The sequence below is a fragment of the Azonexus sp. genome, assembly GCF_049652925.1.
In the GTDB taxonomy this organism is placed as follows: Bacteria; Pseudomonadota; Gammaproteobacteria; order Burkholderiales; family Rhodocyclaceae; genus Azonexus.
On record NZ_JBASFI010000002.1, the window covers coordinates 1 to 24769 of the forward strand.

A 24769-nucleotide genomic window follows, 5' to 3' on the forward strand; every position below is an offset into this window, starting at 1 on the left:
CCAAAAGAAAGTAGCCAAAGAAAAGGCCACCCCTGGGTCGGTGCCGGCTACGCCGGTTCCCTGCGCTACTCGGAACGCCGGGCGGCTGCGGAACTCGGGGCTGCGCCCCTCAGACAGTCCTCGCCGAAATCCCCCGGCCTTCCTGCGTTGCTCGGCACCTCCCAAGGGGCCTGGTAAGGCGTCCACGCTCGACCAGTGGATGTCATTTTTAGGCTTTTTTTCCGGTTGACCGTGGAAAACCATTATTTTCGGAACGACGGCTGACCGTGGACGCTTTTGGGGTCCCCGTGGAAGGCGCTGAGCAACGCAGGCAGGCCGGGGGCAGTCGGCTTGCGTTGTCTGAGCCGTAGGCGAGTTTAGCAAGCCGCCCGGTCTGCCGAGTAGCGGAAGGAACCTGCAGGGCGCCGCCCCCGGGGTCGCCTTTTCTTTGGCTACTTTCTTTTGGCGAAGCAAAAGAAAGTACGCCCGCCAGCAAGGCGGAACCCCAAGCTTGTCCGCAACCCCAAGCCTATTAAGCAGAAACCAAGTTCAGAACTGCTTGACCTCAATATTCAGCGTCTGAATCCGATAGGCAATCTGCCGCGGCGTCATCCCCAGAATGCGCGCCGCCTTGGCCTGCACCCAGCCCGCCTGTTCCAGCGCGGCAATGACGCGTTCCTTTTCCGACAGGTTCGGATCGTCGATGTCGATTTCCGGATTTCCCCCGGAATTCGGGTTGACTGCAGGACGATGGAAATTCTCCGGCGGGGCACTGGCGGCGGCGCGGAGCGGGCGTGGGCTGGTGCGTTCGCGGACGCTGGGGAAACGGATCAGATCGACGTCGATGTTGCCGTCGTCGGACAGCACGGCGGCGCGTTCGAGGCAGTTTTCCAGCTCGCGGACATTGCCCGGCCACTCGTGGCTGGCCAGCCGGCGGTTGGCCATGTCGGTCAGCTTGAGCTTGCGTTTTTGGTCGTTGCCGATCTTGGTGAGCAGGTGACGGGCGATTTCCGGAATGTCCTCGATCCGCTCGCGCAGCGGCGGCAGGAAGAGTGGCATGACGTTCAGGCGATAGAACAAGTCTTCGCGGAAGTCGCCCATTTCGACGGCTGTCTCCAAATCGCGGTGCGTAGCGGCGATGATGCGGACATCGACCTTGATGGTCTTGCTGCCGCCGACGCGCTCGAATTCGCCTTCTTGCAGGATGCGCAGCATCTTGGCCTGGAAGGCGGCCGAGACTTCGCCGATTTCATCGAGGAACAGCGTGCCGCCGTGGGCCTGTTCGAAACGTCCCTTGCGCGCTTCGACGGCACCCGTGAAGGCGCCGCGTTCGTGGCCGAAGAGTTCGGATTCGAGCAGGTTTTCCGGCAGTGCCGCGCAGTTGAGCTTGACCAGCGCATTGCGGGCGCGTGGCGAGTTGTAGTGGATGGCGTTGGCGATCAGTTCCTTACCGGTGCCAGTTTCGCCGCGGATCAGCACGGTGGTGTTCCACTTGGCAACCATGCGCGCCTGATCGAAAACCCGGCGCATCACGGCCGAGCGGCCGACCATGCTGTCGAAGCCGAACTGGTGGCGAACGGTGCGGCGGAGCAGGTCGCGCTCTTCGAGCAGCGATGATTTTTCCTGGGCGACGGCCATCGACAGGCTGAGGCTCTGGCCGATCAGGTTGGAGACCATTTCGACGAACTGGGCGCGCTCCTCGAGCAGGCCGTCTTCCGGCGCTTCGGGCTGGACGGCGAGGACGCCCTTGAGGTCGCCACCGACCTTGATTGGCACGGCGATGAAGGGGAGATCCGGCTGATAAACACCGTTGCGGTTGAGGAATTTCGGCTCATCGGCGCCGCGGGCCAGCTTGATGGTGCGCGGCTTTTCGAGAACCAGGCCAATCACCCCTTCGCCCGGGCCGTACTGGTTGTCGTCGAGGATCGGGCCTTCCGGCGTGTAGATGGTGCGGATATTGAGCTTGCCGGTTTCCGGATCAAGCACGCTGATCAGGCCGCGGGTCAGACCGGCCTCGTCATGCAGTACGCGCAGGACATCGCGCAGGGTTTCGTTGAAATCGAGCGAGCGGCTGAGCACCCGGCTGACGGCGTAGAGCGCCGCCAGCAACTGGATGTTGAGCTCGTGCGTTCGGCAGAACCCGCCGGGCGGCGGGCACTCTTCTGTGAGGGGATGAATTATATGTTTATGCATGCTGTTCGTTCTTCTTAGATCGGGTCGCCGTCGACGCGGAATTCGACGATCGCCGCCAAGCCACCGCTTGGACTATCGTCGAGATCGATGATGCCGCCATGGTCGGCGACCACCTGCTGGGCGCGCGACAGGCCGGTGCCGATGTGCTTGCCGCTACCGCCCTTGGCCGTGAAGAACGGCTCGAAAGCCTTGTGGCGCCACTCGTGCGGGATGCCGGGGCCGCTGTCAATCACCGAAACGACGATGCAGTCGTTGCTCAAGGCGCTAATCAGCGACAGTTCCCGCCGTTTCCAGCCCTTGATGTTCATTGCCTCGATGGCGTTGTCGACCAGCGCCTTGAACAGCATGCGCAGCTGTAGCGGGCGACCGAGCATGGCCGGCAGAGTCGAGGCCGGTTGCCAGTCGACGGTGATGCCGGCCGAGAGCAGGCGTGGCGTGCTGACTTCGAGCACATCGCGCAGGATTTCATTCATATTCACGCTGACGACGATTTCATGCTGGCCTTGCGGGATCACCTGGCGCAGCGTTTCGAGATGCTCGCGGCTGCCGCTCAGGGCTTGCTGCAGCATCGCCGCGCTGGCCGGGTCGCGGCGCTGGAGCACGGAAATGGCTGAGGTCATGACGTTCATCGGTTCTTCGAGGCGGAAGATCGCCGCCGACAGGCCTTCGCGAATCGCCGCCGTGCGCTCTTCCTCGGCCAGTACTGCCTGCAGGGCCGAGGCGCGGGCGCGCTCCTGCTCGTCGCGCAGGCTGGTGATGTCGGACATGACGACGAGCAGGCCGGGCTGACCGTCGGCGCAGAAGTAGCTGTCGGCGCAATCGCTGTGCATGTCGATGATCGACGAGGTGACCGAAAGCCAGCGCGGCCGGCCAGCGGCGCGGTCGATACGGGCTTCGCGCTGGTTCACCAGGCATTCCTGCGGGCGGTCGGCCAATGTTTCGCGCCAGGTGGGCAGAAGGCTGTCGAGAATGGTGTGGGCCGGCTCCTTGAGGCGCAGGTCGCTGACCATTTTCTTGTATTCCTGATTGTCGAGAACGACGCGGCCGGTCGGGTCGAGAAGGGCAAAAGCCATCGGAGCCGCATCGACGACCGATTCGATCAGGTGCTTCTGGTTGCGGACCAGGCGTTCGAGACGGTGCATCTCGGTAATGTCACGGTGCATGCCGACAAAGTGCGTGGTCTTGCCAGCGGCATCGACCACCGGGGAAATGCTCAGCTCGGCGAGATAGAGGACGCCATCCTTGCGCTTGTTGAGCAGTTTGCCGGCCCACGGCTTCTGCGCCGAAAGGTCGGACCACATGGACTTGTAGAGCTCGGGCGGGGTCGTGTGGTTGGACAGCGTCGATTCGTTCTTGCCAACAATCTCGTCCTTGCTGTAGCCGGTGACGCGGGTGAAGGCTTCATTGGCAAACAGGATATTGGCCCTGGCGTCGGTAATCGAAATAGCCAGGTCTGCCTGGTCGACCGCCTGGCGATAGGCTTCCGGTGGCAGTGCGGTTTCCTGCGTCGTATTGGCGCGGGCTTGGGCAAGCGGTGTGGCCGACATCGAAAGGCTCCTCAATAAATCGTTTTTTATTTGTTAGCAGATTCCGTGCCGCACTTCGATTTCTGGGGCGATCAGGCCTTGCTACGAGGGTTTCGGGGGAAATGCTACGAATTGCTGTCGCCTTTGCGACATTTTGCTCTTGCGGAAACGCACCTACTTGGTGCGATGGCTGTGGATGGCGCATCAGTGTGGGGTTCTGTCCCCTGAATGCAGATTGGCATGGCTTATGCAGTGAGGTCAGTGAAAAAACTGGAACCACACAACCATGAGCGAATTTCTCTTACTGCTGCTTTCCACCGCGCTGGTCAATAACGTGGTGCTCATCAAGTTTCTTGGACTCTGTCCGGTGATGGGAGTTTCGAAGAGCGTGGACAGCGCCCTCGGCATGGGGCTGGCGACGACCTTCGTCATCACCCTGGCTGCTGGCGCTTCGTGGATGCTCGATAACTGGATGCTGCAGCCGCTCGGGCTTGGCTACCTGCGCATCCTGACCTTCATCCTGGTCATCGCTGCGGTGGTTCAATTCACCGAGATGTTCATCAAGAAATCCAGCCCCGGGCTCTACCAGTCGCTCGGCATTTACCTGCCGCTGATTACCACCAACTGCGCCGTGCTCGGTGTGGCGCTGCTCAACGTTGAGCAGAAGTTCAGCCTGTTCAAGAGCCTGCTCTACGGTTTCGGTTCGGCACTTGGCTTCACCATCGTGCTGCTGATCTTCGCCGGCCTGCGCGAACGCATCGCGCTGGCCCGGGTGCCCGGCGCCTTCGCCGGTGCACCGATTTCATTTGTCACCATCAGCCTGCTGGCCCTGGCGTTCATGGGTTTCTCAGGCCTGAGCGTGTAAAGAGGAGAAGATAATGATCGCCGCCATCCTTAGCTTGACCCTCCTCGGGGCCGCCCTCGGCATCATCCTCGGTGTCGCCAACAAGTTCCTGCAGGTCGAGGGCAATCCGCTGGTCGACGAACTGATCGCCATGATGCCCGGATCCAACTGCGGGCAGTGCGGTTTCCCCGGTTGCTCCGGAGCAGCAACGGCCATCGCCGACGGTAGCGCCGCGCCAACCTGCTGCCCGCCGGGCGGCAAGTCGCTGGCTGCCGCCATCGCTGCCAAGCTAGGCCTGACGGTCGATCTCTCGGGCATGTCCGACGAAGGCCCGAAGATTGCCGTCGTTTCCGAAGAGCTGTGCATCGGTTGCTGCCGCTGCAGCAAGGTATGCCCGACCGACGCCATCATCGGCGCCGCCAAGCAGGTGCATAACGTCTTCCGCGAAGCCTGCACCGGCTGTTCGAGCTGTATCGAAAAATGCCCGACCGAGGCGCTGGTCATGCGCCCGGTGCCGGTCACCCTGCAACACTGGGTGATGCCCAAACCTGCCGCTGCGTGAGATAGATATGGGATTCATGAACCTCTTCAAGCACTTCCTCGGCGATGACTGGGGTGTGCATCCGGATGACCACAAGCGGCCGGCTGCCGATCAGCCGGTGCGCGTCATGCCGGTGCCGGCCAGGCTCTACCTGCCGCTGCAACAGCATCTCGGCGGGCCGGCACGTCCTGTCGTGCTGGTCGGTCAGAAAGTCAAAAAGGGCGAATTGATCGCCGAGGCGCAGGGCATGGTTTCGGCTCCGATTCACGCGCCGACTTCCGGCACGATTGCCGCCGTCACCGAAATCACTGCGCCGCATCCTTCCGGCCTGACGCTGCCGGCGATCATTCTCGACGCCGATGGCGCCGACGAGTGGATCGAGCTGCATGGCTGCGACGATCCGTTTGCCCTCGACCCGGCCGAAATCGGCAAGCGGGTTGCCGCGGCTGGCGTTGTCGGTCTGGGTGGCGCCGCCTTCCCGTCGGCCGTCAAGCTGATCGGCGCTTCGAAGGCGAAGGTCACCACGCTGGTCATGAACGGCGGTGAGTGCGAGCCCTACCTGTCCTGTGATGACCGCCTGATGCGCGATGCTGCCGCCGGCATCGTCGATGGCATCCGCATCATGCTCCATGCCACCGGCGCCAAGGTGGCGCTGGTCGGCATCGAAGACAACAAGCCGGAAGCCATCGCGGCCATGCAGGCTGCGGCAGCCGGTTTTGACACCGTGCAGATTCGCCCGGTGCCGGCCCGTTACCCGATGGGTTCTGAGAAACAGCTCATTCAAGTTCTGACCGGGATCGAAGTGCCGGCCGACGGGCGTCCAGCCGACATCGGCGTCATCGTGCATAACGTCGGCACGGCGCTCGCCCTGCGCACGGCCGTGCGCGAAGGCAAGCCGCTGATTTCGCGACTGGTTACGGTCAATGGCAACTGCGCCAGCCAGCCTGGCAACATCGAGGTGCGCGTTGGCACACTGGCCGAAGAGGTGATTGCCTTTGCCGGTGGCCTCAAGGGTGACGGACTGGGCCTGGCTCGCCGCGTCATGGGCGGCCCGATGATGGGCATGCAGATTCCGCACTGGCGCGTGCCGGTGGTCAAGGGCACCAGCGGCATCCTGGCTTTCGATACGGTCGAGGTCGCCGAGCAGGAGCCGAATCCGTGCATCCGCTGCGGTTCGTGCGTCAAGGCCTGCCCGATGGGCCTGCTGCCACTCGAAATGAGTTCGCGCATTCGCAATGAAGCCTACGGCGAAGCGATCGACCTTGGTCTCAAGGACTGCATCGCCTGCGGCTGCTGCGCCTATGTTTGCCCGTCGAAGATTCCGCTGGTCCAGTATTTCGTCCATGCCAAGGGCGAACTGGCGGCGCAGGACCGCGCCAAGCTGCGCGGCGATGCAACCAAGAAACTGGCCTTGCAACGGCAGGAACGTCTTGAGCGTGAGGCCCGTGAAAAGGCGGAAGCCAACGCCAAACGCAAGGCCGAACGAGAAGCAGCCGCCGCCGCCAAAGCCGCGGCAGAAGCTGCTGCCAAAGCAGAAACCCAGGGAGAATCAGCATGAACACGGCCGCCTTGACCGCCCAGCCGGTTGCCTCGCCGCACGCCCATGGCGGTAACTCGGTGACGCGCACGATGTTCCGCGTCCAGATGGCGCTGGTGCCCGCCACGCTCTACGGCTTCTGGCTGTTCGGCTGGCCGGCCTTCTTCCTGTGGCTGCTGACCGTTCTTTCCTGCCTCGGTTTCGAAGCCCTGTCGCTCAAGATGATGGGCGTAACCCGCATCAAGGCGACGCTGTTCGACGGCTCGGCGCTGCTTACCGGCTGGTTGCTGGCGATGACCTTGCCGCCCTGGGCGCCGTGGTGGGTCGCCGTGGTCGGTGGTTTCATCGCCATCGTGATCGGCAAGCAGGTTTTTGGTGGGGTGGGGCAGAACGTCTTCAACCCGGCCATGGTCGCCCGCGTTGCGCTGCTCGTTTCCTTTCCTGTGCCGCTCACCCAGTGGGTCCATCCGCTGCCGCTGACGTCGTTGATGGCGCCTGACTTCATCGACGGCCTGCGCATTTTCCTGACCAGCCTGCCGCAGCCGGATGCGATGGCCAGCGCTTCGCTGCTCGGCTACACCAAGACTGAACTGTCGCGCGGTATCGACCTGCTGCATTCGCTGGCCGGCGATCATGCGCCGGTACTGTCGTGGATCGGTGCACGTTCCGGCAGTTTCGGCGAATCGGCCTCGCTGCTGATTCTTGCCGGGGGGCTTTATCTGGTCGGCGTCGGCATCATCAGCTGGCACACGCCGGTTGCCGTGCTGGCCGGGCTGGCGATTCCCGCCGCCATCGGCCATAGCGTCGATCCGACGCATTACCTGAGCGCTTCGGCCCACTTGCTGTCGGGGGCGGCGATGCTCGGCGCCTTCTTTATCGCCACCGACTATGTGACCTCGCCAAATACCACAAGCGGGCAGATCGTCTTCGGTCTGGGCATCGGCTTCATGACCTGGGTCATCCGGACATGGGGCGGTTATCCGGAGGGGATGGCCTTTGCCGTGCTCTTGATGAACGCGCTGACACCGGTCATTGACCGCTTTATCAAGCCGCGTGTCCTTGGCCGCGACCGTAAGGGCAAGCCGCTGGATATTCCGGAAACGAAAGAGGCCTGAGATGAATTTTGATTCTTTCCGCGAAAAGATCGCTTACCAGCCCATCCTGCTCGGCATCTTCGCCTTGCTCGCCAGCGGGGCCCTGGCCTGGGCATCAAGCGCTACCGGCGATGCCATTGCTGCGGCCGAAGCCAAGGACTTGCGCGATTCACTGGCCGAAGTGCTGCCGCAAGGCATGGCCGACAACGATTTTCTGAAGGATACGGTCGACCTGAAAAAGGGCGAAAAAACGATAACCATCTACCGCGCCCGCAAGGATGGCGTGGTCAAGGCTGCCCTGTTCAAGGTGGCCGAACGCGGCTACGCCGGCGATATCCAGGTGCTCATGGCGGTTGATAGCGACGGCAAGACGCTCGGCGTGCGCGTGCTCAAGCACGCCGAAACCCCCGGCCTGGGTGACAAGATCGAAGTCAAGAAAGACAAGTGGATCAAGGATTTCGACGGCAAGTCACTGGGCGATCCGACCCCCGAAAAATGGGGCGTCAAGAAGGATAGCGGTGTCTTCGACCAGTTTGCCGGGGCGACCATCACGCCGCGTGCCGTGGTCAAGGCGGTCAAGGGCGGGCTGGAATTCTTTGCCGCCCACAAAGCGGAAATCTCGGGCTAGGAGCGGATGATGAGCGACAACTACGGCAGCATCATGAAGGAAGGGTTGTGGGACCAGAACGTGGTCTTTGCCCAGTTACTGGCCATGTGCCCGACCATGGCCGTCACCACGAGTGGCACCAACGGTCTCGGCATGGGGCTGGCAACGACAGCGGTGCTGGTCGTTTCCAATATTCTCGTGTCGATGATTCGCCACACGGTCAGTTCGCAGGTGCGGATTCCGGTTTTCGTCGTGCTGATCGCGACGCTGGTTACCGTCGTCGATATGGCGATGAATGCCTGGATGCACGATCTGTACAAGGTGCTCGGCCTGTTCATCGCGCTGATCGTGGTTAATTGCGCCATTCTCGGCCGGGCCGAGGCCTTTGCCGTCAAGAACGGCGTTGCCGCCTCGGCGGTCGACGGGCTGGCCATGGGCCTGGGCTTTACCGGCGCCCTGACCTTCATCGGCCTGATCCGCGAATTTCTCGGCTCGGGCACGCTGTTCGCGCAGGCGTCCAACCTGCTTGGGCCGTCCTTCGCCTTTCTTGAAATGAAGCTGCCCGGTTACGGCGGTGCGCTGCTCATGATCCTGCCGCCGGGCGGCTTCGCCATTCTCGGCTTTTTGCTGGCCGGCAAGCGGGTGATGGAACAGCGCATGGACGAACGTGCGGCGCAAAAAGCCGAACTGGCTACGGCCTGAGGAGAAAAACAATGCAGATCGGTGTTGCCTATTCCGAACCGGGCCAGCAAATCTGGCTGAATATCGAGGTTCCCGACGAATCGACCGTAGCTGAGGGCATCGAGCGCTCGGGCATACTCAAGCAGTTCCCGCATATCGACCTGACGGCGCAGAAAGTCGGCGTCTTCGGGCGCCTGGTCAAGCTCGATGCCGCCCTTAAAGCGGGAGATCGCGTCGAGATCTACCGGGGCATCATCGCCGACCCGGAAACCGTGCCGCGCAAGGATATGGCCGACGATTGAGCCCCTACGGGATAATTCGAATTTGAAAAACCGGGCCGGGCAGTCGACAATGGCGTCGCCTGCCGGTCGGGGCGCATCCCGAAATACGTATTTGGGGGCGCAATTGCAGCACAAATAACCAGAATTTCATCATCCACGAGAACAGCCATGCATCGTTTATTGCCAGCACTCCTGTTGCTACCCGCTTCCGCTTTTGCCGCCGACGCCCTGCCGAGCGTTGGCGGTATCCCCATCGATTTCATCCTCTTCGGCTTGACCCTGCTCGGTGTCGCGCTGTTCCACCATGTCACCCTTTATGTCGCGCTGACCGGCCTGTTCACGATCAGCCTGTACAAGATCATTTTTACCGGTTTCAAGACCGGTGCCGGCGTTGCTGGTTTCATGGGACTCCTCGGTCATGAGTGGGTGACGGTGGCCAACCTGTTCTGCCTGCTCACCGGCTTTGCGTTGCTCGCCCGCCATTTCGAAAAGAGCCACGTGCCAGTGATTTTGCCCAAGTATCTGCCGAATGACTGGAAGGGCGGCTTCGTCATGCTGGTCATGGTCTTCGTGATTTCCAGTTTCCTCGACAACATCGCCGCCGCACTGATCGGTGGCGCCATGGCGCACCAATTGTTCAAGGGCAAGGTCCATATCGGTTATCTGGCCGCCATCGTCGCCGCCTCCAATGCCGGCGGTTCCGGCTCGGTGGTTGGTGATACGACGACGACCATGATGTGGATCGACGGGATCAGCCCCGTTCAGGTGTTCGATGCCTACGTCGCGGCTGGTGTCGCGCTGCTCATCATCGGCTACTTTGGTGCCAAGCAGCAGCACGCCTACTCGCCGATCATCAAGCACTCTCACGCGCACACAAAAATCGACTGGGGCCGCATTTTCATCGTTGCCACCATGCTGCTCTTCGCCGTCGCGACCAATGTCACCATCAACATCAAGTTCCCGGAAATGGCCGAGCACTTCCCGTTCATCGGCGTCGCCGTCTGGGTGGCGATCATCCTGACCATCCCGGTGCGTCGTCACGACTGGGAACTGATGCCGGAAACCATCAAGGGGTCGATCTTCCTGCTCTCGCTGGTGCTTTGCGCCTCGATGATGCCGGTTGAAGCGCTGCCGCCGGCTTCGTGGCAATCGGCCTTCACGCTGGGTTTCGTCTCCGCCGTCTTCGACAACATTCCGCTCACCGCGCTGGCGCTGCGCCAGGGTGGCTTCGACTGGGGCTTCCTGGCCTACGCCGTCGGCTTCGGTGGTTCGATGCTGTGGTTCGGCTCGTCGGCCGGCGTCGCGCTGTCCAACATGTACCCGGAAGCCAAGTCGGCCGTTCAGTGGCTCAAGCATGGCTGGCACGTTGCCGTCGCCTACGTCGCCGGTTTCATGGTCATGCTCGTCGTGCTCGGCTGGCATCCCGATACCGGTCACAAGAAAGTGGCTGAGCCGGTCGTCGTCGAAGCGCCAGCAGCGATTCCGGCCACGGCGCAGTAATCTCGTCGCCAATCGGGATTGCTACGGTCAACCGGGAAAAATGTCTAAAAATGAAATCAAAGGCGGCTTCGGCCGCCTTTTTTCATGTCGGCTTTGCGACAAATGGGTGGTGTTTTTGCGCACCATTCCAGTGCCAAAAAAACAATACTAACTACATGATAAAAAACAGAAAATCAAACATATAATGCGCCTCCCGAATCGATAGAACAGGTATCAATTTATGACGCAAGACATTTCCGGAAACGCCTTGGCCAACATTGGCGAAACGCATGGTTACTGCTTTGATGGCGACTCCGTCCTGATCAATGCCGAACTGATCTTTTCCGATGCCGCGCTGAGTGCCGCATCGCAATGGGCGCTGCAGTTGTGGAGCAGCGTGTCAGGCTTTCCGGATCAGCAACTGGCTGGCGTCAAGGTTGCCGAGCTGGCCGTTTATCCGGCCGCCGGCTATCAGAGCCTGACGGCCACGGTTGCCGCCATGCCGCCGGCCGGTACCGATGAGCTGGACATGGCGCTGGCGCTGGTTTGCTGGGGCGACAACGGCTTGCCGATGGTCGTCGATCTGGCCGTGTATCCGGTCGCCGAATGCTTCGTCCAGCCCAAGCTGTCGGGCAATGTGACCTGCGCGCTGGCTGACGGCATGGCCACGCTGACTGTCGATGCCATTGAAAACCCGCGCGCCGAAGACAATCTGAGCGGCACCCTAGCCCTCGAACTGTGGGCGCTCGATGCGCCGTACTCCGGTGGTAGCTGGCAGGGCGTCCCGGTCGCCAGCATGATTCTCGGCGTGCTGGGTGGTGGCCAGAAGCTGTCCGACTGCAATTTTGTCGTGCCGGCGGCAGCCCCTGAAGGTCCGGGCGTGCTGACCCTGATGTTGCGTGAATGGGGTCCGGGCGGTTACGTGACGCGTGACTACTGCAATCTTTCGCTGGAAGCGCCGGCCAAGAACAAGGCCAAGCCGAAAGCTGCTGCCAAGAAGGCCGCCGCCAAGGAAGAGGCGCCGAAGGAAAAAGTTGCGAAGGAAAAAGCACCAAAGGCCAAAGCTGAGCCGAAGCCGGTGACCAAGGAGAGCAAAGCGCCAGCCAAGGAAAGCAAAGCGCCAGCCAAGGAAAGCAAAGCTGCCGCCAAGGCCGCCAAAGCTCCGGTCGCCAAGGGCGTTGCCGTCAATGCAGCCAGCGAAGCAGAACTGCTTGCCGTCAAAGGCCTGAGCGCTACCCTGGTAAACGCCATCATCGCCGGCCGTCCCTATGCGTCGCTCGACGATCTGGGCAAGGTCAAGGGCGTAGGCCCCAAGCTGTTGGCCAAGCTGCGCGACGAACTCGCCATCTAAGCTGACACGAAATGTTCGCCCCGGCCGATGATGGTCGGGGCGAACTCGTTTCAGTCGTTCTCGGCTTTGACGCAGACAACCGGTTTTGTCGCCAGATGAAGCACCTTGCGCGTCACCGAACCCAGAGCCAGCGCCGCCAGCCCGCCCAGGCCGCGGGTACCCATAACGATGCTGTCGCAGCCCAGTTCATCGGCCAACCCGACGACGGTTTCGGCAATATCGCCTTGCCGGACGTAGGTCTTGTGGGCAATTCCGGCTTCGTTCAAGGCGTTGAGGACAGGCTTGAGCACGACGTGCGCGCGGGCCGTCAGATGCCCCCGGATCGCCTCTTCTTCCATGCCATGGGTTTGCCAGGCAACTGGTGCCGGTTCAACGTTGACGACATGTACCTCAAGCGGACCGTGCAGCTTGGCGAACTCAATCACGTAGAGCGCAGCGGCGAAGGCATGTTTGGAGCCGTCGACAGGAAGTAGTACGGAACGCATTTGAATCTCCTTTTGCCTGGTTTTGAGTCATTCAATTGGCGGATTTGCTTCACCTCTCTTTAACTGTAGAGCCTGTTGGTTAATTTAGGTAGCGGCATTGCGAAAGCGGTCGTGTTTTTGTCGATAGATGCCCGGCTTGTCGCAAAGACGACAATTTCCGCGGTTTTAAATCCATATAAATCAATGAATTAAAGGTGGCACCCGTCTTGCTAATTGCTATCCAGACCTCTGGAGAACAGCATGAAAGCCAGCGAAATCCAGGCCTTGCTCGACGAGCCAGCCTGTACCCATAACACCAAGGAAAAGTCCGGCTGCGCCAAGCCCAAGCCGGGAGCTACGGCGGGCGGCTGTTCCTTCGACGGCGCGCAGATTGCGCTGCTGCCGATTGCCGACGTTGCCCACATCGTGCACGGCCCGATTGCCTGTGCCGGTTCCTCCTGGGACAACCGCGGCACGCGCTCTTCCGGCGTGACCCTGTACAAGATCGGCATGACCACCGACCTGTCGGAAACCGACGTGGTCATGGGGCGCGGCGAGAAACGGCTGTTTCATGCCATCAAGCAGGCCATCGACAGTTATTCGCCGAAAGCGGTTTTCATCTACAACACTTGCGTCACCGCGCTGATTGGCGATGACGTCGGCGCCGTCTGCAAGGCGGCGACCGAACGCTGGGGCACGCCGGTCGTTCCGGTCGATGCGGCCGGCTTTTACGGCACCAAGAATCTCGGTAACCGGCTAGCCGGCGAAGCGATGTTCAAGCACGTCATCGGCACCGCCGAACCGGCGCCCGTCGTGCCGCGGGCCGACGGCCTGCCGACCTACGACGTCAATCTGATCGGCGAATACAACATCGCTGGCGAGTTCTGGCATGTCGCGCCGCTCTTCGACGAACTCGGTCTGCGCATTCTCTGCACGCTGTCCGGCGACTCGCGCTTCCATGAAGTGCAGACCATGCACCGCGCTAAGGTCAACATGGTGGTCTGTGCCAAGGCGCTGCTCAATGTCGCCCGCAAGATGCAGGACACCTTCGGTCAACCCTTCTTCGAAGGCAGTTTCTACGGCGTTCAGGATGTCTCCAATGCGCTGCGCGATTTCGCCCGGCTGATTGGCGACCCGGATCTGACGGCCCGCACCGAAGCCGTCATCGCCCGCGAGGAAGCCAAGGCCCACGCCGCGCTTGAACCCTGGCGCGCCCGCCTCAAGGACAAGCGCGTGCTGCTCTACACCGGCGGCGTCAAGTCGTGGTCCATCGTTTCGGCCCTGCAGGATCTGGGCATGAAGGTGGTGGCGACCGGCACCAAGAAATCGACCGAAGAAGACAAGGCGCGCATCCGCGAATTGATGGGCGAGGACACCAAGATGATCGACGACGGCAGCCCGAAGGCACTGTTGTCGACCTATCACGAGTACAAGGCCGACATCCTGATCGCCGGCGGGCGCAATCTCTATACGGCGCTCAAGGCACGGATTCCCTTCCTCGACATCAACCAGGAGCGCGAATTCGGCTACGCCGGTTATGCCGGCATGAGCGAACTGGCCCGCCAACTGGCGCTGTCGATGGAAAGTCCGGTCTGGGCTGCCGTGCGCAAGCAGGCGCCGTGGGCCAAGCAAAGCGGTCCCGGCACCGTGCTGGCGGCGTGAGGAAAAACCATGGCTGAAATCATCCACTCCAAGAAAGCGCTGGCGGTCAATCCGCTCAAGGTCAGCCAAACCATCGGCGCCTCGCTGGCTTTCCTCGGCCTCAACCGCAGCCTGCCACTGATGCATGGCTCGCAGGGCTGCACGGCCTTTGGCAAGGTGTTCTTCGTCCGCCATTTTCGCGAGCCGATTCCCTTGCAGACGACGGCGATGGATCAGGTGTCGAGCATCATGGGCGCCGACGACAACGTCATCGAGGCGCTGCGCACGCTGTCCGACAAGAGCAAGCCGGACATCATCGGCCTCGTCACGACCGGCCTGTCGGAAACGCAGGGCACCGACATTCGCCGTTGCGTCGGCGATTTCCGTCGGGCTCACCCGGAATTTGATCATGTCGCCGTAGTCCCGGTGAATACGCCGGATTACGTCGGCTGTCTGGAAAGCGGCTACGCGCTGGCCATTGAAGCGCTGATCGAAACGCTGGTGCCGGAAAGCGCCTGTGCCGGCAAGCGGCCGAAGCAGGTCAATGTGCTGGCCTCGGCCATGCTGACGCCGGGCGATATCGAGGCGATCAAGGACTGGGTCGAAGCCTTCGGCCTGCGTGCCATCGTCGTGCCGGACATTGGCGATTCGCTCGATGGGCATCTGACCGAAGCCGAAACTTCGTCGCTGACCATCGGTGGCACGCCGCGCTCGGAAATCGAGATCATGGGCGAGTCGACCGCAACACTGGTCGTCGGCCCGTCGCTGCACAAGGCGGCGAATATCCTGAAAACGCGCACCGGTGTGCCCGACTACCGTTTCGATGGCCTTATGGGCCTTGAGGATTGCGACGATTTCACCCAGGCGCTGGCCGAGATTTCCGGCAACCCGGTGCCCGAGAAGATCGAACGCCATCGCGCCCAGTTGCAGGACGCCATGGTCGATAGCCATTTCATGATCGGCTTCGCCCGCGTTGCGCTGGCTGGCGACCCCGATCTGGTCGGTATGCAGGTGCGTTTCCTGACCAGCATGGGGGCTGAAATCGTTAGTGCCGTTGCCACGCACAAGCATGAAAGCCTGGCTGGACTGCCTATCGCCAAGGTCATCGTCGGTGACCTCGAGGATATGGAAAAAGAGGCAGTGCTGGGCGGCGCGCAACTGATCGTCGCCAATTCCCATGCCGCCGATACCGCTTCGCGGCTGGGCTTGCCGCTGCTCCGGGCCGGCTTTCCGCAATACGACCACGTGGGCGGTTACGCCCGCACCTGGGTGGGCTACCGCGGTACGCGGCAGGCCTTGTTCGATCTCGCCAACCTCATGCTGGGACAACACCATGAACTCGCACCCTATCGATCAATCTACTGGGCCGACGACCGCGATGGCGTCAGCAAACAACATGTCATCTCGTCGGCTGCAGCTGGTCTGGTCCATTAGGCAGGAGCCGGACGCCATGATCAAGGTCGCTTTTGCTTCCACTGACCGGACGCGGGTTAACCAGCACTTCGGTTCGGCCGAGGGCTTCGTGATCTACGAAGTGACGCCGGACAAGGCGACGCTGGTCGGCGTTGCCGAGTTTGCCGAAGAGGCGATGGACGGCAACGAGGACAAGCTCGGCGCCAAGGTCGATTTCCTCGAAGGCTGCGCCGGGGTTTATGTCATGGCAATTGGCGCTTCGGCGATCAAGAAGCTGCTGGCCAAGGGCATCCAGCCGATCCGCGTCGATGAGGTTGACACGGTCGACGAGCTTTTGGGGCAAATTTCGAAAGCGATGAGCGAGGGCGGTGTGGTCTGGATCGACCGCGCCATTGCCGCCCAGGCCAAGGCCAAGGAAGAGAACCGCTTCGCTTCCATGGAAGAAGAGGGGTGGGAAGGATGAGCGCCAACATGATCGAACACCGCGGCATCGTCCAGCGCGTCGAGGCAGGCAAGGCCATCGTCGCCATGGAAACGGCCGGCTGCTCGTCCTGCGGGCAGGGCAGCAGTTGCGGCATCGGCAAGATGGCCAGCGGCCGTCCGGCCACCTTGCTGACCTTGCCGGTCAGCGGCGACATCAAGGCCGGCGACATGGTGATGATCACGCTGCCGGCCAGTCGCCTGACTTTCTCTGCCTTGCTCGGCTATCTATTCCCCGCCTTCGCCATGATTTTCGGTGCCTGGCTCGGTTCCATGCTTGATGGCAGCGACGGTGCCACGGCACTCGGCGCCATTGCCGGCTTTCTCGGTGCGCTGGCGGTTGCCCGCATCGCCATCGGCCTGGTACCCGGCCTGATGCCGGCGCCACAACTGATTCCGGTTTCCAACCAATCCAACCCATTTCCCAAGGAGTATGACCATGACTGAAGCCATTGCTGCCGATCCCATCTTCGAAACCGATTTCGTCAAGGAGATGGCCCGCCAGATGCGCGCGCTCGATACCTATGGCACCTACGCCGGCTGGACGGTCGAAAAGATCCTCGATCCCTACATCCTGACCAAGGAACGCAAGGCCAACATCCCGATGATCGGTGATCCGGATGACGAGACCATTTCGCGCGTCAAAGCCTTCTACAACGCCATCGCCGTGCTCATCGAAAAGGAATGCAAGCTGCTCGCCGTGCCGCTCGTGCACCTGACCCACGAAGGTTTTGGTCGCGCTATCATCACCGTCGGCAAGCTGGTTGCTGTCGAAAAGACCCTGCGCGACGTGCATCGGTTCGGCTTCCCGAGCCTGTCCAAGATGAAGGATGACGCCGACAAGATGCTCGGTATCGCTCTGGAACGTATCGGTCAGTATCCGAACGTCGCCGGGCTGTAAGGGCGGGGGGCAACATGACTGACGAAGAACTGGCCGCCCTCGACAAGGAAGTCAAGAAGCTCAAGCGGATCGCTTCCGAGTGGGCTTCGCAAATGCACGACCTCGTGGAAGACCGCCTGCCGGCGGGCTTTCATGAAATTCCTGCGCTTTCCCAATCCACCTACGATGCCTGCCAGGCGTGGGCCGATGCCAGTGCCCGACTCGCTGCCGCGCAGAAAGGACAACCAGCATGATCACCGGACTCACCAAAGGCGGCACCGAATGGACGCCGCAATTCGCCACCAGCCTCGATCAGGCCAAGTGCATTGGCTGCGGCCGCTGCTACAAGGTCTGCCCGCGCAACGTGCTCGACCTCGTCGAGCGCGAGCTGGATGACGACGATGATGACGAAGACGACAACATGATGGTCATGTCGCTGGCCAATCCGGCTGACTGCATCGGCTGTGGCTCCTGCGGACGCGTTTGTCCGAAGGACTGCTACACCTACGCACCGGCCTGAAACACAAAGCTCTGTCATTTCCGCGCCTGCGGGAATGGCGGAGATGTCCATACGCCCTTGATACCTCGACCATGACCGCAAATTTGCCCGATAACGCCACCGGCGAAGCTGTCTGCGCCGCCTTGCGCGCTCAGGTAGAAAAGCTCGGCCTGTCGATCGGCGATGAGCCGGTGTGGGCCGATGTCGTGTTCGAGGAAGAGACCGACCCGTATTCGCAGGAGGTCAGCGTGCTGGCCTATTGGCGTGGCAAGGCCCGTTTCGGCAAGGCGACCTTCTTTCCCGATGGCCGCATTTTTGCCGAGTACCAGGTGCTGCTGGCGCACCCGGCCAAGGCCGATTTCTACGTCGATACCGTTGAAATCTGGGGGCGACCGGAGAAATTCCGCGGCGATGCGGTCCTGGCGGAATACGCGAAGTAGGCCATGAGCGTTTCGCCCCGTTTACTGTTCATTCACAAGCATGGGACCAGTGGTCGCGTCCGCTTTCTCTGCCTGAATTCAGGCGTTGTCGCCTTCAAGCCACTGCCGACACTGTCGGCGCTGCGCGACGAAGATTTCTCGCCAACCGTCCAGTTTCATCCGACGGCGGTCGTCCGGGAAGCCGAAATTCATCTCGGGCTGGCCGAGGGCGCGGTCGAGCCGGTGGCTGATTTTCAGGCCTGGGTCGATACGCCGGAAGGTGATGTGCCCGTTCTGCTCGCCGCTTTTGCCAGCATCGATCCGCCTTTCGAGGCGGCCGACCGCATCCACGGTCGCTTTATCGCAATTACCGAGTCGCGCCAGCTAAGCGAAGTCGAACGAAATCTGCTGCGCCGGGCGTACGAACACGTCCTGGGATAATCCGCTCGGTGGCTTCGAGGATGGCCTGGCGGTGGGCTTTCCGGTGGGCCGCTAGACCGGCCGGGGTGTAGCCCTGAAGGACGACGCCGGGTGGCATGATGCTGCCGCCCCGCTGTTCGGCGGCGGCGAGGATCAGCGGCGTGGACAATCCCCTGCCGCGATGTTCAGCCGAGATCCAGAGGTAGGAACCGGCATAAAAGCCGACGATGTGGCCAACCCTGAAAATGGCTGTGTTGAATCCTTCGCGGGTATGGCGGATGGTGTAGCCGGAGTCGCGCAGCGGGTTTTGCGCCAATCTTGCCGGCAATTGCGTAGTCCACGCTTGGGCGAGCAGCTTGGCCAGAATGTCCGCAGCTTCGCCGTCGGTGACACGCAAGGTGTCCGAGGGCCGGTCGATGCCGGGGCCGGCGAAATCGAGGAAGCTTCTCTGCCAGGGGGCGGTCATGTTGTTGTATCGATTCGTTGATATGAACAGTAATTAGCACGGACCGTACCTGTCTGCCTCCGGAAACGCTTCCAGGGCGGCCATTGCCGGATGCCGGGCGCGAAGAGTGCCGTGGCGCCTTGCTTTCCGCAAGTGATGGAGTGGCGGAAATCAATTTTGGTTCCCCGTTTTGCCACGCGCCGTCGGTTTCGAGTGGGGTATCTGTCAGGGATTGTAGTGAACCTGACAAGGCGATTTTGGCTTACGGATTGAACCAAGCTGCTGAAAATAAAGTGTTTATATTTTTATTCGTGTCGTGGCACGGCCCTTGCAAGATCAGGTCATCTACTCTGGGAGAATCGCCATGATCAATCTGACCCCCGCTGCCATTAAGGCTGTTCAACGTTTTATCCGCGGTTCTGAAACGCCTGTGCTCGGGCTGCGCCTGACCATTTCCGGCGGCGGTTGCTCCGGCCTGCAGTACGGCATGAAGCTCGAAACCGAGAAGGCTGAAGACGACTGGGAACTGGAAGTCGAAGGCGTCAAGGTGCTGGTCGATGCCATGACCATGCCGATGATCGACAACGTGACCGTCGATTTCGTCGATACGCTGACCCATACCGGTTTCAAATTCGACAATCCCAACGCCAGCGCCCAGTGTTCCTGCGGCTCTTCGTTCTCGGTCTAAGGAGCAATAGCCATGTGGGAATATTCAGACAAGGTTCGCGAACACTTCTTCAACCCGCGCAATTCCGGCCCGCTGGAAGAAGCGAACGGCATTGGTGACGTCGGTTCCATCCAGTGCGGCGACGCGCTGCGCCTGATGCTCAAGGTCGAGCCGGAAACCGAGGTCATCCTCGACGCCCATTTCCAGACCTTCGGCTGCGGTTCGGCCATCGCCTCGTCGTCGGCACTGACCGAAATGGTCAAGGGCATGACGCTGGATGAGGCGCTCAAGGTTTCCAACCAGAACATTGCTGACTTTCTCGATGGTCTGCCGCCGGAAAAGATGCACTGCTCGGTCATGGGCCGCGAAGCCCTGCAGGCTGCCATCGCCAACTACCGTGGCGAAGAGTGGTCCGACGACCACGAAGAAGGCGCACTGATCTGCAAGTGTTTCGCCATCGACGCCGTGATGATCGAGGATGTGGTCAAGGCCAACAACCTCAATACGGTCGAGGAAGTCACTTTCTATACCAAGGCCGGCGGCGGTTGCGCGGCTTGCCACGAAGGTATCGAGGAAATCCTGGCCAAGGTTATGTCCGAGCGTGCCGGTCCGGGTGAAGTCTCGCCACCGCCGGCTTGCCCGGCCACGCCGGAAGCACCGAAGCCGCCCGCCAAGAAACTGTCGATCGTCGAGAAGATTGCCAAGATCCAGGAAGTGCTCGAATCGGTTCGCCCGATGCTCCAGCGCGATCACGGCGATGTCGAGCTGGCCGACGTTCAGGGCAAGAAGATCTATGTGCACCTCAAGGGCGCCTGTTCCGGTTGCATGATGGAAGCGGCAACCCTCGGCGGCATCCAGCAGAAGATGATCGAAGCGCTGGGCGAGCTGGTCCAGGTGCTGCCTTCGTCGCACATGCCCGTAGAGGCCTGATCGACACAGACTTTTCCGGTCAGCCAGGCTTGCCACGGTCAACCGGAAAAATCGACCGAATTTGAAATCATCCCAACCTCAACAGAGAACCCGAGGACTGCGCCATGGAACCGAAACCGATCTACCTCGACAACAACGCCACGACGCGGGTCGATCCCGCTGTGGTCGAAGCCATGCTGCCGTTTTTCACGGAGCATTTCGGCAACGCCTCGTCGATTCACGCCTTCGGCAGTGAAGTCGGCAAGGCGCTGAAGAAGGCCCGCAGTCAGGTTCAGGCGCTGCTCGGCGCCGAGCATGACTCGGAAATCATCTTCACCTCCTGCGGCACCGAGTCCGACTCGACTGCCATCCTTTCCGCCCTCAAGGCCCAGCCCGACCGCAACACGGTGATCACCACCAACGTCGAGCATCCGGCCATCCTCACGCTGTGCGAGTGGCTGGAAAAGGAAGGCTACATCGTCCATAAACTCAAGGTGGACAAGAAGGGCCGCATCGACATGGACGAATACAAGTCGCTGCTGCACGACCGCGTCGCCATCGTTTCGGCAATGTGGGCCAACAACGAGACGGGCACTATCTTCCCGGTCGTCGAGATGGCCGAACTTGCCGCTGCCAAGGGCATCATGTTCCATACCGACGCCGTGCAGGCCGTCGGCAAGATTCCCATCGATCTCAAGAACACCAAGATCGACATGCTCTCGCTGTCGGGTCACAAGCTGCACGCCCCGAAGGGCATCGGCGTACTTTACCTGCGTCGCGGCTGCCGCTTCCGTCCGCTGCTCCGTGGCGGGCATCAGGAGCGCGGTCGTCGCGCCGGCACCGAGAACTCGGCGTCCATCGTCGGCCTCGGCATGGCTTGCGAACTGGCCATGAACAAAATGGACGTCGAAAACACCGAAGTCCGCCGCCTGCGCGACAAGCTGGAGACGGGGCTGCTCAGCCAGATCACGCATTGCTTCCCGACCGGTGATGTATCCAATCGTCTGCCCAACACCAGCAATATTGCCTTTGAGTATATCGAGGGTGAAGGCATTCTGATGCTGCTCAACAAGGTAGGCATCGCCGGCAGCTCCGGCTCGGCCTGTACCTCCGGCTCGCTCGAACCGTCGCATGTCATGCGCGCCATGGGCATTCCCTACACCGCCGCACACGGCACGATCCGCTTCTCGTTATCGGTCTACAACACCGAAGAAGAAATCGACCGCGTCATCGCAGCCGTGCCGCCCATCGTCGCGCAACTGCGCAAACTTTCGCCGTACTGGACAGACAAGGGCCCGGCCACCAATCCTGAAGCCGCTTTCGCCCCGACTTACGCCTGAAGGCAACCGTTCTCTCTGCAGCAACCTCGGTTAGCCCCGGAAGAAATTCCGGGGCTTTTTTTCTGCATGTCTTGCCGGTGTCCCCTAATATTCAAAGTACTCCATATCGAAATCAGGATTGAGGAAAATCACGATGGCAGTCAGACAAGTCCTGCGCATGGGCGAACCGTTGCTTTTCAAGGTGGCGGATCCGGTGACTGAGTTCGGGACGGGCGAGCTGAAGCAACTGATCGAGGATATGTTCGACACCATGGCCGCGACGGGCGGTGTTGGCCTGGCGGCTCCGCAGATTGGCGTTGGCCAGCAGGTTGTGATCTTCGGATTCGAAAAAAGTGAGCGTTATCCGGATGCTGATTCAGTGCCGCAGACCATTCTGATCAATCCAATCATTACGCCCCTGGGTGATGACGAAGAATTGGGCTGGGAGGGCTGTCTGTCCGTTCCCGGTCTGCGTGGCGAAGTGCCGCGCCACGCCCGCATCCGCTATCAGGGCTTCGACGCCGATGGCCTGCCAATCGACCGGACAGTTGACGGCTTTCATGCGCGGGTTGTCCAGCACGAGTGCGATCACCTGATCGGCCGGCTATTTCCATCGCGGATGCGCGATTTTGCGCGCTTCGGTTTTACCGAGGTGCTGTTCCCGGACTTGGTGCGTTAATTTGCCTCGCTGTCGTGGTGGGCAACTTCGCGCTGCCGGCATAGCTGTGCTCAGCCAAAAGCTACCGGCATTTGGATCGCCTCTCGTTGATTTTGCTATACTGTTTATATGAACAGTATTCGCCGTATCGCCCATCTCGACATGGATGCCTTCTTCGCCTCGGTCGAGTTGCTTCGCTATCCCGAGTTGCGCGGGCAGGCTGTGGTGGTGGGCGGGCGGAGTGTTCATCAGCCGGTGGTGCAAGCCGACGGCTTAAGACATTTTTCCCGTTTGCGCGAATACGCGGGGCGGGGGGTGATTACCACCTCGACTTATGAGGCCAGGGCCTTGGGCGTGTTTTCCGGCATGGGGCTCATGAAGTCGGCGAAGCTGGCGCCGGAGGCCATCCTTCTGCCAGCTAACTTCGAGGCTTATCGTCACTACTCACGGCTGTTCAAGGCGGCGGTCCGGGCGGTTGCGCCCAATGTCGAGGATCGTGGAATTGACGAAATTTACGTCGATCTGAGCGATATTCCTGAGGAAACGAGCGTGCTGGCCCAGCGTATCAAGGATGCAGTTTTTGCCGCAACCGGGCTGAGTTGTTCGATTGGCGTGACGCCCAACAAACTGCTCTCCAAAATCGCCTCGGACCTCGAGAAGCCGAATGGGCTGACGATCTTGTCGATGGAGGATGTCCCGACACGGATCTGGCCATTGGCGGCAAAGAAGGTGAACGGGATCGGGCCGAAGGCCAGTGAACGCCTTGAGCGCCATGGCATTCGGACCATTGGCGAACTGGCAGCTGCGCCGCAGGAGTTTCTGGTCAGCAAGTTTGGCCGGAGCACCGGGCTATGGATGCATCGTATCGCCCGCGGTATCGATGACCGGCCCGTGGTCACCGAGTCGGAACCGAAGTCGATCAGTCGCGAAACTACTTTCGAGCGGGATCTCCACGCCAAGGCGGACCGATCCGAATTGTCCGAAGTGTTTACCTCGCTATGCCTGCGTGTGGGTGACGACCTAGTACGAAAAGGCTACGCCTGCCGGACGGTGGGGATCAAGATCAGATATTCGGATTTCAGGGCGGTCACCCGGGATGTCACGCTGACGGTAGCCGTCAGCGACGGCGCAGCAATTCGCCAGGCGGCTGGCTTGTGCCTGAAGCGGGTGCCGCTCGATCAGCGCATCCGTCTACTCGGCGTTCGCGCCGGTGGCTTGGTCGAGGCAGGAGCGGAGGAAATCGCGCAGTCGGCGATCCAGGCGGAGCTGCCTTTGTAGGCCTGTCCATCGAATTGCCGGGTAGAAGGTAATTAAGTGCTACGTTTGGCTAAATAATTTATCGATATTTGTATCGCTATTGTTCGCTGTAGGCTTGCGGATCAAGGCTGTTGATTGCTTCTCGTAATTTTCATACGCCACAAAAATGATACGCAAGATAGGGTAAAATCATGCGCGTCTTGCCTCGCTAACCAAATAGAACGTCCAGATCGTTGTGAGCATTGCCATCCAATCCCGTCTCGATGAATTCCGCCAGCAGCGCCGGGTTCAGGCGGGTTCGCTCATCATTACAGTGTTCGGCGACGCCATCCTGCCGCGTGGCGGCCGCATCTGGCTGGGTAGTTTGATCCGCCTGCTCGAACCGCTGGAGCTCAACGAGCGCCTGATTCGTACCTCGGTGTTCCGTCTGGCCAAGGAAGAATGGCTGCGTACGGAAACGATAGGCAGGCGCGCCGACTACGTGCTGACGCCATCCGGGCGGCGCCGCTTCGAGGAAGCATCGCGCCATATCTATGCCTCGCATGCACCGCTCTGGGATCGCCGCTGGCGGCTGATTCTGGTGGTCGGTGATCTCGAACCCAAAGTGCGTGATCAGGTTCGCCGGGCGCTGTTCTGGCAGGGGTTCGGTGTATTGGGCGGCGACTGTTTCGTGCACCCGAGCGCTGAGTTGTCCAGCGTGCTCGATGCGCTGATCGCCGAAGGACTCTCGTCCGCCCTGGGGGCATTGATGCCCCTGTTTGCGGCCGATTCCCGTTCGGCGCTATCGGCCAGTGATTCCGATCTGGTTCGTCGCGCCTGGGACTTGGGCGCGCTGGCTGAAGCTTATAGCGAGTTCGTGGCAGCCTATCAGCCGATTCTCGACGAGTTGCGGCGCGATCATCTGGCCGATGTCAGCGAACAGGACGCCTTCCTCGTCCGCATCCTGCTCATCCACGATTACCGGCGCCTGCTGCTGCGCGACCCGGAACTGCCGGAAGTCCTGCTCCCCGGCGACTGGCCGGGTCAGCAGGCCCGCTTGCTGTGCAAGGAACTCTACAAGCGCTTGGAGCCACTATCATGCCGCCATCTCGACAAGATGCTGTGCCTGTCCGACGGAAGTGTTCCCGGCGAGGACGGCATGCTGCCCGAGCGTTTTTCGCAATACGATCCGCTGATCGCCTGATC

The 24769-nt window shown here is 61.1% G+C and carries 28 protein-coding genes; 24 read left to right on the plus strand and 4 right to left on the minus strand.

Going from position 1 to position 24769, the window contains the following annotated elements; translation table 11 throughout:
- Positions 1 to 528: 528 nt before the first annotated feature.
- Positions 529 to 2172, minus strand: a complete 1644-nt coding sequence (gene nifA / locus WBK19_RS00175; protein WP_511285822.1) for a nif-specific transcriptional activator NifA — start codon at positions 2170 to 2172, stop codon at positions 529 to 531.
- A 14-nt stretch (positions 2173 to 2186) separates the two neighbouring features.
- Positions 2187 to 3719, minus strand: coding sequence for a nitrogen fixation negative regulator NifL (gene nifL, locus WBK19_RS00180; RefSeq protein WP_511285824.1), 1533 nt, complete (start codon positions 3717 to 3719; stop codon positions 2187 to 2189).
- 265 nt (positions 3720 to 3984) lie between these two features.
- Here nifL and rsxA point away from each other — a divergent pair, with 265 nt between their 5' ends.
- From rsxA to WBK19_RS00225, 9 genes are all read left to right on the plus strand, one after another.
- Complete coding sequence (rsxA, locus tag WBK19_RS00185; protein WP_226404778.1) at positions 3985 to 4563, plus strand: electron transport complex subunit RsxA; 579 nt, start codon at positions 3985 to 3987, stop codon at positions 4561 to 4563.
- A gap of 13 nt (positions 4564 to 4576) precedes the next feature.
- The gene (locus WBK19_RS00190; protein WP_511285826.1) at positions 4577 to 5104 is read left to right on the plus strand and encodes an RnfABCDGE type electron transport complex subunit B; all 528 of its coding nucleotides are present in this window, start codon (positions 4577 to 4579) and stop codon (positions 5102 to 5104) included.
- A gap of 7 nt (positions 5105 to 5111) precedes the next feature.
- Entirely contained in the window at positions 5112 to 6641 is a 1530-nt protein-coding gene (gene rsxC / locus WBK19_RS00195) for an electron transport complex subunit RsxC (RefSeq protein WP_511285828.1), read from the plus strand.
- The gene (locus tag WBK19_RS00200) at positions 6638 to 7735 is read left to right on the plus strand and encodes an RnfABCDGE type electron transport complex subunit D (protein WP_511285830.1); all 1098 of its coding nucleotides are present in this window, start codon (positions 6638 to 6640) and stop codon (positions 7733 to 7735) included. The genes rsxC and WBK19_RS00200 overlap by 4 nt, the downstream gene beginning before the upstream one ends.
- 1 nt (position 7736) lies before the next feature.
- Positions 7737 to 8342 carry an electron transport complex subunit RsxG gene (gene rsxG / locus WBK19_RS00205; protein WP_511285832.1) on the plus strand — a complete coding sequence of 202 codons (606 nt, stop codon included), beginning with the start codon at positions 7737 to 7739 and terminating at the stop codon, positions 8340 to 8342.
- A 9-nt stretch (positions 8343 to 8351) separates the two neighbouring features.
- On the plus strand, positions 8352 to 9023 hold the full coding sequence (locus tag WBK19_RS00210) for an electron transport complex subunit E (RefSeq protein WP_511285834.1): 672 nt from the start codon (positions 8352 to 8354) through the stop codon (positions 9021 to 9023).
- An 11-nt stretch (positions 9024 to 9034) separates the two neighbouring features.
- Positions 9035 to 9304 carry an RnfH family protein gene (locus tag WBK19_RS00215; RefSeq protein WP_226404788.1) on the plus strand — a complete coding sequence of 90 codons (270 nt, stop codon included), beginning with the start codon at positions 9035 to 9037 and terminating at the stop codon, positions 9302 to 9304.
- A gap of 147 nt (positions 9305 to 9451) precedes the next feature.
- On the plus strand, positions 9452 to 10783 hold the full coding sequence (locus WBK19_RS00220) for a citrate transporter (RefSeq protein WP_511285836.1): 1332 nt from the start codon (positions 9452 to 9454) through the stop codon (positions 10781 to 10783).
- A gap of 220 nt (positions 10784 to 11003) precedes the next feature.
- Entirely contained in the window at positions 11004 to 12113 is a 1110-nt protein-coding gene (locus WBK19_RS00225; protein WP_511285838.1) for a ComEA family DNA-binding protein, read from the plus strand.
- Between the two features lie 50 nt (positions 12114 to 12163).
- Here the strand turns inward: WBK19_RS00225 and WBK19_RS00230 are convergent, their stop codons facing one another.
- The gene (locus WBK19_RS00230; protein ID WP_511285840.1) at positions 12164 to 12598 is read right to left on the minus strand and encodes a universal stress protein; all 435 of its coding nucleotides are present in this window, start codon (positions 12596 to 12598) and stop codon (positions 12164 to 12166) included.
- A 240-nt stretch (positions 12599 to 12838) separates the two neighbouring features.
- Between WBK19_RS00230 and nifE the strand changes: the two genes are divergently transcribed.
- The 9 genes from nifE to WBK19_RS00275 all read left to right on the plus strand — a co-directional run bounded on the left by nifE (position 12839) and on the right by WBK19_RS00275 (position 18350).
- Positions 12839 to 14239 carry a nitrogenase iron-molybdenum cofactor biosynthesis protein NifE gene (gene nifE, locus WBK19_RS00235; RefSeq protein WP_511285841.1) on the plus strand — a complete coding sequence of 467 codons (1401 nt, stop codon included), beginning with the start codon at positions 12839 to 12841 and terminating at the stop codon, positions 14237 to 14239.
- A 9-nt stretch (positions 14240 to 14248) separates the two neighbouring features.
- Positions 14249 to 15652 (plus strand): nitrogenase iron-molybdenum cofactor biosynthesis protein NifN, encoded by a 1404-nt coding sequence (gene nifN / locus WBK19_RS00240; RefSeq protein ID WP_511285843.1) that lies wholly within the window; start codon positions 14249 to 14251, stop codon positions 15650 to 15652.
- Between the two features lie 16 nt (positions 15653 to 15668).
- Entirely contained in the window at positions 15669 to 16094 is a 426-nt protein-coding gene (locus tag WBK19_RS00245; protein WP_226498340.1) for a NifB/NifX family molybdenum-iron cluster-binding protein, read from the plus strand.
- Between the two features lie 8 nt (positions 16095 to 16102).
- Entirely contained in the window at positions 16103 to 16558 is a 456-nt protein-coding gene (locus WBK19_RS00250; RefSeq protein ID WP_511285845.1) for a SoxR reducing system RseC family protein, read from the plus strand.
- Positions 16551 to 17012 (plus strand): NifX-associated nitrogen fixation protein, encoded by a 462-nt coding sequence (locus WBK19_RS00255; protein WP_226404798.1) that lies wholly within the window; start codon positions 16551 to 16553, stop codon positions 17010 to 17012. Before WBK19_RS00250 ends, WBK19_RS00255 begins: the two co-directional genes overlap by 8 nt.
- 14 nt (positions 17013 to 17026) lie before the next feature.
- Positions 17027 to 17245 (plus strand): CCE_0567 family metalloprotein, encoded by a 219-nt coding sequence (locus tag WBK19_RS00260; protein ID WP_226498342.1) that lies wholly within the window; start codon positions 17027 to 17029, stop codon positions 17243 to 17245.
- On the plus strand, positions 17242 to 17511 hold the full coding sequence (gene fdxB, locus WBK19_RS00265; protein ID WP_226404802.1) for a ferredoxin III, nif-specific: 270 nt from the start codon (positions 17242 to 17244) through the stop codon (positions 17509 to 17511). The genes WBK19_RS00260 and fdxB overlap by 4 nt, the downstream gene beginning before the upstream one ends.
- Positions 17512 to 17582: 71 nt before the next feature.
- Complete coding sequence (locus tag WBK19_RS00270) at positions 17583 to 17930, plus strand: hypothetical protein (protein WP_511278326.1); 348 nt, start codon at positions 17583 to 17585, stop codon at positions 17928 to 17930.
- Between the two features lie 3 nt (positions 17931 to 17933).
- Entirely contained in the window at positions 17934 to 18350 is a 417-nt protein-coding gene (locus tag WBK19_RS00275) for a hypothetical protein (protein ID WP_511285847.1), read from the plus strand.
- Here the strand turns inward: WBK19_RS00275 and WBK19_RS00280 are convergent.
- A complete protein-coding gene (locus WBK19_RS00280; protein ID WP_511285849.1) occupies positions 18277 to 18795 on the minus strand; it encodes a hypothetical protein in 519 nt (172 codons plus the stop codon). The two genes, WBK19_RS00275 and WBK19_RS00280, sit on opposite strands and share 74 nt — an antisense overlap.
- 343 nt (positions 18796 to 19138) lie before the next feature.
- On the opposite strand from WBK19_RS00280, the gene WBK19_RS00285 reads away from it, so the two are divergent.
- The 6 genes from WBK19_RS00285 to paaX all read left to right on the plus strand — a co-directional run bounded on the left by WBK19_RS00285 (position 19139) and on the right by paaX (position 24767).
- Entirely contained in the window at positions 19139 to 19462 is a 324-nt protein-coding gene (locus WBK19_RS00285; protein WP_226404810.1) for a HesB/IscA family protein, read from the plus strand.
- Positions 19463 to 19474: 12 nt separating this feature from the next.
- A complete protein-coding gene (gene nifU, locus WBK19_RS00290) occupies positions 19475 to 20371 on the plus strand; it encodes a Fe-S cluster assembly protein NifU (RefSeq protein WP_511285851.1) in 897 nt (298 codons plus the stop codon).
- A 104-nt stretch (positions 20372 to 20475) separates the two neighbouring features.
- The gene (gene nifS / locus WBK19_RS00295; RefSeq protein ID WP_511285853.1) at positions 20476 to 21690 is read left to right on the plus strand and encodes a cysteine desulfurase NifS; all 1215 of its coding nucleotides are present in this window, start codon (positions 20476 to 20478) and stop codon (positions 21688 to 21690) included.
- A 133-nt stretch (positions 21691 to 21823) separates the two neighbouring features.
- Positions 21824 to 22348, plus strand: a complete 525-nt coding sequence (gene def, locus WBK19_RS00300) for a peptide deformylase (protein ID WP_511285855.1) — start codon at positions 21824 to 21826, stop codon at positions 22346 to 22348.
- A 108-nt stretch (positions 22349 to 22456) separates the two neighbouring features.
- Complete coding sequence (gene dinB, locus WBK19_RS00305) at positions 22457 to 23605, plus strand: DNA polymerase IV (RefSeq protein ID WP_511285857.1); 1149 nt, start codon at positions 22457 to 22459, stop codon at positions 23603 to 23605.
- 214 nt (positions 23606 to 23819) lie between these two features.
- Entirely contained in the window at positions 23820 to 24767 is a 948-nt protein-coding gene (gene paaX, locus WBK19_RS00310) for a phenylacetic acid degradation operon negative regulatory protein PaaX (protein ID WP_511285859.1), read from the plus strand.
- The last annotated feature ends 2 nt before the right edge of the window (positions 24768 to 24769 follow it).